This is a genomic window from Armatimonas sp., from assembly GCF_031410135.1.
Lineage (GTDB): Bacteria > Armatimonadota > Armatimonadia > Armatimonadales > Armatimonadaceae > Armatimonas.
Genome location: NZ_JANNYP010000057.1, coordinates 1 through 2,129 on the forward strand (window position 1 = coordinate 1; position 2,129 = coordinate 2,129).

Below are 2,129 nucleotides of genomic sequence, written 5' to 3' on the forward strand. Positions count from 1 at the left end.
GGTAGCCCTCCTCCGGTTTACCCTCCTCCCCCTGCCCCTCCTCCCAATCCTGGGAGGAGGGGGAGAGGGGAGTCTCTGGAGTTTGAGGTGGGATGGGTACAATGCTGCCTATGACGCTTGAAGAGATTGTTGGTGGCTCTAAGACGGGTTACTCGCTGGAAACATTTGAAGATTCGACGATTACTGCGGTTTCGTTGCGGATGACGGAGAAGACAGGGAAGCCTTACTTGAACTGTTTGGCCCGCAAGAAAGAGGTGCAGGCGAAGCCAGAGGAAGTGATTCGCCAGCTCTTGCTTCAGCAGTTTGCGGTGGAGATTGCCATTGAGCAGTCCGAAGCGGCGGCGCTGGCGTATCTGGAAGGGTAGGGCAGCCCCTCTTCCCGCGACGAAGGAGCAGACAGGGGAAGAGGGGAGGCGAGGAACGAGCCGGGGAGATGGCCCCCACGCGGCGATATAACAGAAAGACAGAAAGGACAGGAGGTTTTAGAAAAATGAGCACGATTACGTTAGCGGTTCCCCCCGATGTGGCGGCGCGATTAGAGTCCGACAGCGCCGCGCGAGAGCGGTTGGAAGCGATGGCCGTTGCGATGTTTGGGGCGCTCAAGCCCCGCGAAAAAGACGAGGAGTTTCGGCTTAGCCCGGAAGACATGGAAGCCCTGCGGCGTGGGGCGGAAGATAGCGATGCGGGAAGGGTGAGCGACGGGACGGAGGTCATGGCACGCCTGAAAAAGAAGGTCGGGCTGTGATCTTTCCTCTCAGTGTGGAGTACGCCCAGCAGGCGGAGCGTGACCTGGAGCGGATAACAGATCGCCTGCTCGAAACCTCGGAAGCCGCAGGGCAGCGCTTTACGCTCGCGCTTGAAGCAACACTTCAGGAGCTATGCCGAAGTATTCCCGAGAAGATCGCGCAGGGCTACCCGCCTCAAACCAATGAGGATGCCTCACTTGGACTCTCACGACCGACCTATCGAACTCGCTTTGAGACAGTAGCTAAACGCGCCCGGCGCTCTTCCGTGGGAGTTTGGTATGTCTTCTACTGGCTCATTGATGGCGACGGTGACCGAGTCCCCGAGACACTGCGCGTCTTGGCGATTCGGCATGGAAGCGCACCTCCCCTTTGGAACGAACCAGAGGACTAGACACGAGCCGGGGAGCTGGCATGACAGAAAATGCAACCTATTTGTTTGGAAATCCCATAGAAACGTTCGTATTGGTGACGGGAAAGTTAATATAGTACATAGGAAAGTTCGTATCAGTGATAGGCAAGCTAAGAAAACAAATTATCAAGTTTGTATTGATGATGGGAAAGTTTGTATCTTACAAAGGAATGCAAGAAATAAAGATGGTCAAGACCATATCTGTAATGGGAATGTAAAGAAAACGTACCGTCATGCTCATAATTGGCAAGGGCAGGCAAGTACGATAAAATACAGAAGGCCGATGGCGGCCTGTGCAGACCATGCAGAAAGAGAGACTTGACTACCATGCCACAAGCAATCACCGACTACGTTCCGCTCGCCGATAAGTTCCTCCAGCACTGGAGCGATACCGAGAATGCCCTCGGACGCGGCCTGACACTCGAAGATAGCACCACACGCGACACCCTCCAAGACCTTAAAGACGCCCTCACTGCCGCGATGCAAGCCGCACTCGTCGCCGAAAACGCCCGGCAGGGAGGCATTCGCCAGCGCGACAGTGCCCGCGCCGAAGTGTTTCCTATCGCACGACAGGCCCGTAAAGCCATCTTGGGAGTCATTCCCTCCTCCGACGAAGCCCGTCAGCTCCCCACACGGTTTCTCCCTATCACCGCCGATGTCCAAAAACAGCTTGTGACTCTTCGGGATGTCGAGAATGTCTGGATAAAGGTCAATGCCCTCCCTGCCAATACATACCCCTCGCTCGTGCTCCCCTTCACCGTGCGTGTAGACCTCAGCGGCACCGAGCAGAGTATCGCGCTCGCTCGCTACAGCACCCTCGTGGCAAGCCTGAGCACCTCCGCCAGCACGGTAGAGACCGCCGAGCAAGCGCTCACTCAAGCCCAGCAAGACCGTAAGAAAGCTATCGAAAAACTCCAAGCAGTCTTCAAGGCGTATCGAACAGCCATCCGTGGCCTCTTCCCCCGCACTAGTGC

General features: G+C 56.3%; 4 protein-coding genes. All 4 read left to right on the plus strand.

What is annotated here, in order from left to right; translation table 11 throughout:
• Positions 1-110 precede the first annotated feature (110 nt).
• Complete coding sequence (locus RMO15_RS02040) at positions 111-365, plus strand: hypothetical protein (RefSeq protein WP_309707333.1); 255 nt, start codon at positions 111-113, stop codon at positions 363-365.
• A gap of 125 nt (positions 366-490) precedes the next feature.
• Positions 491-745: a hypothetical protein gene (locus RMO15_RS02045; protein WP_309707334.1), complete on the plus strand. Its 255-nt coding sequence runs from the start codon at positions 491-493 to the stop codon at positions 743-745.
• Complete coding sequence (locus RMO15_RS02050) at positions 742-1,137, plus strand: type II toxin-antitoxin system RelE/ParE family toxin (RefSeq protein WP_309707336.1); 396 nt, start codon at positions 742-744, stop codon at positions 1,135-1,137. The genes RMO15_RS02045 and RMO15_RS02050 overlap by 4 nt, the downstream gene beginning before the upstream one ends.
• A gap of 345 nt (positions 1,138-1,482) precedes the next feature.
• A partial coding sequence (locus RMO15_RS02055; protein ID WP_309707338.1) for a hypothetical protein occupies positions 1,483-2,129 on the plus strand: 647 nt, incomplete at its 3' end.

Bases quoted from the DNA above. Each gene is read 5' to 3' on its own strand.
- RMO15_RS02040 (WP_309707333.1), top strand. From the start codon at position 111: ATGACGCTTGAAGAGATTGTTGGTGGCTCTAAGACGGGTTACTCGCTG.
- RMO15_RS02045 (WP_309707334.1), top strand. From the start codon at position 491: ATGAGCACGATTACGTTAGCGGTTCCCCCCGATGTGGCGGCGCGATTA.